Consider the following 6,940-nt stretch of genomic DNA (forward strand, 5'->3'; position numbering starts at 1 on the left):
GATAGTAAGTGATGATTAATTAATCAGGGTTTATCTTGAATACTTAGTAAGTTAGCGCTTGCGAATATACAAGCAAAAATACTAGGTTTAACAGTTCAGAAAAAATTTTTATTCAGATTATTATATAATCGATAGAATAATTAATCCTATGGCTCTCGTAGTTTTCCACATAATATGAGGAAGACTGACTACTATTTACAAACGCTAACTATATAAGTAATTCCCCAATCCCCAGAACAGGGTTTTCTACCACAAGTAAGCGAGAGTCAATTTTATTAAGGGAAATGTTCGGGGCAAACTTAGCCTAAGTTGTCATGCAGTCGCGCTTGTCAGATCATGATCTGCTGCTTAAATCCCGATTGCCCAAATCCCCTGAATCCCAATGGAAAGAAGTTTTGCCAAAGTTGTAGCACCCCACTGGTGTCACTTTTAAGAAATCGCTTCCGTGTCATCCGAGTCCTTTCAGATGAGGGGGGATTTGGCAGAACCTATCTATCAGAAGATGTAGATAAACTCAATGAACGCTGTGTTATCAAGCAATTAGCTCCAAAATTCCAAGGAACTTGGTCGCAAAAAAAGGCGATGGAGTTGTTTGCTGAAGAAGCACAGCGACTACAAGACCTTGGGGAACATCCCCAAATTCCGACTTTGCTAGCTTACTTTGAGCAAGACGGCTGTCTATATTTGGTGCAGCAGTATATCAATGGGGAGAATTTATTAAAGGAATTGCAACAGCGTAAGGCGTATAATTCTAGGGAAATTCAAGCTATTTTGCTAGATTTACTGCCTATCCTGAAATTTATCCACGATCGCAAAATCATTCATCGCGATATCAAGCCAGAAAATATTATCCGCCATAAAAGTGATGGGCGATTAAGTCTGATTGATTTTGGATCCTCAAAGCAATTCACCGCCAAAGTTCAGCAGAAATCTGGCACATCCATTGGTTCACATGGTTATTCTCCCCTGGAACAGATTCGAGATGGTAAAGCTTTTCCCGCCAGTGACTTGTTCGGTTTGGGAGCTACCTGCTTTCATCTGGTAACGGGAAATTCCCCCTTTCAGTTGTGGATGGAATCTGGCTACGCCTGGGTGAGTAATTGGCGGGAATATTTACGGAGTCCATTAAATCCTGAGTTGGATTTTGTCATCGACAAGCTTTTGAAAAAAGACATCCAAGAACGTTACCAGTCAGCTGATGAAGTCCTCAGAGACTTGATTCCAAAACAACTCCTCGCGCTGCCTCCAGCAGGGAAGTCATCTGGCAAAATACCCGCAACTCAAGCCCCATATTTACCAAAAAGTTATCCCTTACTGAGAATTTTAATCTTGGTAAGTGCTTTTATTCTGTTGTTCGGATTCCAGGAATCTTGGTATAAACATTTTCGCCGGATTCAGACTACTTTGGTTTCTAGGTTGAGTCAGCATAATAGTTCTGGCAAAGATGGGGCGCTTTTAGGTGAATCGGCAAATATTACTTTGGGTAAGGTTTCCTTAGCTAATACCCTCCAAGGACATGAAAATTCGGTTTTATCCGTTGCCATCAGCCCCGATGGCAAAACCATTGCCAGCAGTGGCGACGATCGCAAAATTACACTTTGGAATCTAGCAACCGGAAAACAAATCTCTTCACTCAACGCCTATTCTCGGCAGGTTAATGCTGTGGTGATTAGCCCCGATGGCAAAATTCTGGTGAGTGGTAGTGATGACAACACCATCAAAATCTGGAATCTGGCAACAGGAAAACAAATTCGCACTCTTACAGGGCATTCTGACTCAGTTCATGCCCTAGCCATCAGCGCTGATAGCCAGACTCTGGTTAGTGGCAGTGATGATAACACCATCAAAATCTGGGATTTAGCAACAGGAGAGCAAATTCGGACACTAGTAGGGCATACATTCTGGGTGCGGTCAGTGGCTATGAGCCAGGATGCTGTGATCCTTGCCAGCGGTAGCTTTGACAAGACTATCAAAATCTGGAATCTTACAAAGGGATACCCAATCCGCACACTAGAAGGAAATTCTCAAACAGTAACAACCGTGGCTATTAGCCCAGATGGTAAAACTTTAGCTAGTGCTAGCCGCGATGTCTACGACGGGCTACGCCTACGCACCATCAAACTTTGGAATCTAGCCACCGGAAAAGAAATTCGCACATTGGTGGGACATGCCAACACTGTCACAACCGTAGCCTTCAGTGCTGATGGTAAAATTCTTGCTAGTGGTAGCCGCGATCGCACCATCAAACTCTGGAATCCGGTTACAGGAGAAGAAATTCTCACATTGGCGGGGCACACTAATACCGTGACATCCCTTACCTTCAGTCCTGATAACAAAACCCTTGTCAGCGCTAGTGAGGACAATACTATTAAGATTTGGCGGTTGTCTGAGTAAGTGGGGATTGGGGATGAGGGAGAGTTAGAATCTCCTTCATCCATGTAGAACGACACATTATTTTACCGTAGTGACAAATCATAAGTTCAATTCTTCATACTTGTAAGCTTTCCTGTAGAGGAATCTGATTTTTAAGGTTTCTAATATGGATCTGTAGAAATTACTTGAACAGGCGATGCACAAGGATTTGGATTGCTGACAAATAATCTGGCGTTTTGGTCAAATGATTCGTCGCTCTAGATACTCGTTCATCCACCTCAAATATTCATTCATTCACCTTTGAATCTCAAACCAGTCCCCATTGCCCCTTATCCCCAGAGGGGGCCCCGAGTTCCCCAATCCCTGATCCCCAATTGCGATAAACTGTCTCAAGTGAGGAGGGGGAAAAATGAGCAGCATCACCAGCCATCGCCGCGATCGCAGGTCTGGGATTAAAATACTGAAGCTGTTTTCAGGCTGGCAGCAAGTATTTGGAGAAGCACGCACCCGGATTTTGCTCTGGTACTTGCTGATTTTGGGGATCACCTTTCTCATTGCCATTCCCGCATTTCGCTACAAGCTTTACCAGCGCATTGATGAGCGGGTTCGGCAAGATATGTTAGAAGATATGGTGGCTTTCAATGGGTTAATTAAAGGTGAAACCTTTGCTCCAGATGATGCGCTCACTGAGGATGACCCAGAAGACATAGCGATCAAGCCAGAGCAATTGAAATGGTTGCTGTCCGGCAAAAAACAAATGGCTCCTCCCGCTTCCAAAGAAGATTTGAGCAAACTTTTCAGAGCTTATTTGTTATATCGACTACCAGAGGATGACTCTTACTTCATCACGTTTGTTGATGGTAAATTTTATAAATCTAGCCCCAGAGGGCGTCCTAAACGACTTGCCAAGGAATCACCACTCATGCAACGGTGGGCAAAACAAACTAAACCAGAACAGGGAGAAAAAGAATTTTGCGACCCCGATCTTAGTAAGATCCTTTACATGGTGGAACCGATTAAAATTAATGGACAAACGCAGGGTGTCTTCGTTATCGCCCATAATACAGATGGTGAGCGGGCAGAAACTCTAGAAGCAGTTTCGGTAATTATTGAGGTTTCCAGTTTAGTGTTTGTGGTGTCGTTCATCGTGGCGTGGTTGGCGGCGGGACGGGTGCTAGCTCCTCTACGGACGATTACCACCACTGCCCATGCAATTAGTGAGTCAGATTTAACCCAGCGTTTACCTGCGCGAGGTAAGGGAGAACTGGCAGAACTAGCAACGACATTCAACGAAATGATGGACAGACTAGAGGCAGCTTTTGCCACCCAGCGGGAATTTGTCAACGATGCTGGGCATGAATTGCGGACTCCCATTACCATCATTCGCGGACATCTGGAACTGATGGGAGATGACCCTCAAGAGCAACAGGAAACCTTGGCGCTGGTTATCGGAGAATTAGACCGGATGAGCCGTCTGGTGGATGACATGATTTTGTTGGCAAAGGCAGAACGCTTAGACTTTTTGCAGTTAGCGACGGTGAATGTAGCAGACTTAACCCAAGAGTTATTTATTAAAGCCCAAGCACTGGCAGAGCGGGATTGGCAAATAAATGCAGTGGCAAAGGGTCAGATTATAGTTGACCGCCAGAGAATTACTGAGGCTGTGATGAATCTGGCGCAGAATGCGACTCAGCATACTGGAAAGAGCGATACTATCTCCATAGGTTCGGCGATCGCTAAAGGAAAGGTGCGTTTCTGGGTACGCGATACAGGCGAGGGCATTCCCCTTGTCGATCAAAAGCGGATTTTTGAACGTTTTGCTAGAACTTCTAAGAGTCGTCGTCGTTCCGAGGGTGCGGGATTAGGGTTGTCGATTGTCCGGGCGATCGCCGAAGCGCATGGTGGACAGGTATTGCTTCGCAGTCAACTAGGAAAAGGTTCGATGTTTACCATCGTTTTACCCCTCGATCCCCCGCAAGAAATGAGTGCTTATGCCCAACATTCTCATCGCTGAAGATGAACCCCGCATTGCCTCATTTATTGAGAAAGGATTGCGATCGCAAGGATTTACAACCGCAGTTGTTGCCGATGGGCTGCATGTGCTGGATTTAGCACAGAGTGGAACCTTTGACTTACTAATTTTGGATTTGGGATTACCTGGAAAAGATGGATTTCAAGTACTGGAAGAACTGCGAGGACAAGGAGAAGATTTGCCTGTAATTATCCTCTCAGCTCGGAGTGACATTCAGGATAAAGTCGCTGGGTTAGAAGGGGGCGCAGATGATTATGTCACCAAACCCTTCCGATTTGAAGAACTTCTGGCGCGGGTAAAGTTGCGTTTGCGAACTGCTAGACCTGTGAGAGATGCCCAAGAGTTTCTCCTCCAAGCGGGTAATGTGGTGCTTGATCTGCGAACTCGACAGGTGAAAGTTGGCGATCGCTTTGTAGAATTACCTGCTCGTGAATTTACAATGGCAGAAATGTTTTGCCGTCATCCCGGACAAGTTATTAGTCGAGAACAACTGCTAGATTACGTTTGGGGCTATGACTATAATCCAGGTTCTAATATTGTTGATGTATATGTCGGTTATCTCCGCAAGAAACTAGGCAGCAGCATCATTGAAACCGTTAGAGGGATGGGTTATCGCTTGCGAAGCTAATACCATTTTGGTTGACACTCTCCTGCCTGAAGGCGAGGAGATTCTTAAGACTTTACAATCTTAATATCCTGTTTGCACAGGTTCCCAAACTCACCACGTTTGCTCATAGAGCGTGATGATACCTTTTGGGCGTTTTGCTGACCAGCAGCTAGTTTCGTGGAGTCCCCACGTACTATTTCCAAACAACTATCTCTGATTGTTTTTGCAGCACCAATGTCAGCGTGTTCATGATATCCGCATTCGGTACAGATGAACTTTTCACCATCACGACTGGACTTATCAATGTGCCCACAATTTCTGCATTCAAGGCTAGAGTACTTAGGATTGATTTTAATTACGACTTTTCCTTGCTTCACAGCTAGATACTCAATCTTTAAAATTAATTCACCCCAACTTGTATCAGAGATAGCACGATTTAAACCTTTCTTTCTCGATTGTCCATTTTTCCGAAACCTGCCAGTATTTTCATCGACTTTAACCTTACAACGTTTCAACATCCCGGAGATGTTTAAATCTTCTAGCGCAATAGCATCAACCTTTCTAGATACTATTTTGTTCGCAATATCCCATTGGTAAGCAACTCGTTTATCTGTAATCTTTTTGTGAAAACGTCCTAACGCGCTAGCTGCTCTTCTACGATTTTTACTACCTTTAAGTTTTTTGCTAACTCGCCTCTGTCTAATTTTCAGAGTGCGTTTAACTTTTTTGTTGGTTGCAAAACGTGGGTTGTCAATTTGATACCTATCTGACAAGTGAACAAGTTTGGTTATCCCCAAGTCGCAACCAAGGACGGATTTAACTTCGTCTAATGGCTTTGATACGTAATCTGGAATGCGTTTATCTTCTATCCTAATTGAAATATACCAACCATTTTGACGTTTCCTAACGGTAGCTGCTTTTAAACTAAACCCATCTGGTATTGATCTGGAATTAAAGAATCTCATCCATCCCAGCTTAGGGAGGTAAACTTTACTACCTTGAATTTTTACACCCATCTGGTAAGTGAATGATGTAAAATTACTCCGATTTTTAAATTTCGGAAATCCTCTACCCTCAAAAAAGTTTTTGTAAGCAGTGTCAAGACGTTTAACGTTTTGCTGTAGCACTGTAGAGTCAATTTCACCAAACCAAGGTCTAGCTTTCTTTAACTCTGGCAATGCTGTTATTTGGATATCTCCAGCACTGCGCCGTGGGTTTTTGATCTTACCATCCTTATCAACTTTGCCCTCTTTCCAAGGTTCTCCACTTGCGCCATTCTTGCTAACAAAACAAGTCAGTGGACAGGCTTCAGATTTAGTTCTGATATCACAGTAGTCTCCCTGAATGAATTGCTGATTATATTGAGCTATTCTGTCAGCCAAGCTCCAATTGTAAGTAGATCGAAGCATGTCTAGCCATCCATCCATTTTGTTTGTTTGGGCAACATTAGGACGCAGCTTATAGACATAGTTGGTTAGCAAATATAATCACCTCCTGCTGTTGATTAGCTTATTTGAATATACATTACATATATACAAAACACAATTAGCAATTACAGAAGTATGGGAAGTTTTTCTCCAGACGAATATAGGCACGAAGGGAATGCAATATCACTTCTTAACTATCACTTTGTCTTTATCCCCAAACGCAGGAAGAAAGTGCTAGTAGACGCAATAGCAGAAAGACTACAGGAAATTATCTGTGAGGTTTACAATGAAAACAGGTGGAAAATTGTTGCAATGGAAATCATGCCCGATCATGTTCACTTATTTTTAAATGTGAAGCCAACAGATAACCCGTCCCAAATCATGAACAGGATTAAAGGACGGGCTTCTCATCACTTAAGAAAAGAGTTTCCAGAATTGCTTAAACTTCCAACTCTATGGACACCAAGCTATTTTGTTTCAACTGCTGGCAACATTTCTACA

Annotated in this window: 5 protein-coding genes; 4 read left to right on the forward strand and 1 reads right to left on the reverse strand. The window is 43.4% G+C overall.

Annotated elements, in window-relative coordinates; genetic code table 11:
- Positions 1-336: 336 nt before the first annotated feature.
- The 3 genes from RM347_RS16940 to RM347_RS16950 all read left to right on the forward strand — a co-directional run bounded on the left by RM347_RS16940 (position 337) and on the right by RM347_RS16950 (position 5,033).
- Positions 337-2,394, forward strand: a complete 2,058-nt coding sequence (locus tag RM347_RS16940; protein ID WP_322716208.1) for a serine/threonine-protein kinase — start codon at positions 337-339, stop codon at positions 2,392-2,394.
- 388 nt (positions 2,395-2,782) lie between these two features.
- Positions 2,783-4,387 carry a sensor histidine kinase gene (locus RM347_RS16945; RefSeq protein WP_322716209.1) on the forward strand — a complete coding sequence of 535 codons (1,605 nt, stop codon included), beginning with the start codon at positions 2,783-2,785 and terminating at the stop codon, positions 4,385-4,387.
- Complete coding sequence (locus RM347_RS16950) at positions 4,365-5,033, forward strand: response regulator transcription factor (protein ID WP_322716210.1); 669 nt, start codon at positions 4,365-4,367, stop codon at positions 5,031-5,033. Before RM347_RS16945 ends, RM347_RS16950 begins: the two co-directional genes overlap by 23 nt.
- A 44-nt stretch (positions 5,034-5,077) precedes the next feature.
- Here RM347_RS16950 and RM347_RS16955 read toward each other — a convergent pair whose 3' ends face one another.
- The gene (locus RM347_RS16955; RefSeq protein WP_322716211.1) at positions 5,078-6,493 is read right to left on the reverse strand and encodes an RNA-guided endonuclease InsQ/TnpB family protein; all 1,416 of its coding nucleotides are present in this window, start codon (positions 6,491-6,493) and stop codon (positions 5,078-5,080) included.
- Positions 6,494-6,574: 81 nt separating this feature from the next.
- Here RM347_RS16955 and tnpA point away from each other — a divergent pair.
- On the forward strand, positions 6,575-6,940 hold a 366-nt coding region (gene tnpA, locus RM347_RS16960), incomplete at its 3' end, for an IS200/IS605 family transposase (protein ID WP_428850568.1).

The sequence above is a fragment of the Nostoc sp. ChiQUE02 genome (assembly GCF_034531305.2).
Lineage (GTDB): Bacteria > Cyanobacteriota > Cyanobacteriia > Cyanobacteriales > Nostocaceae > Nostoc.

Coding starts and splice junctions, on each gene's coding strand:
- RM347_RS16945 (WP_322716209.1), top strand. CDS start 2,783: ATGAGCAGCATCACCAGCCATCGCCGCGATCGCAGGTCTGGGATTAAA.
- RM347_RS16940 (WP_322716208.1), top strand. CDS start 337: ATGATCTGCTGCTTAAATCCCGATTGCCCAAATCCCCTGAATCCCAAT.
- RM347_RS16950 (WP_322716210.1), top strand. CDS start 4,365: ATGCCCAACATTCTCATCGCTGAAGATGAACCCCGCATTGCCTCATTT.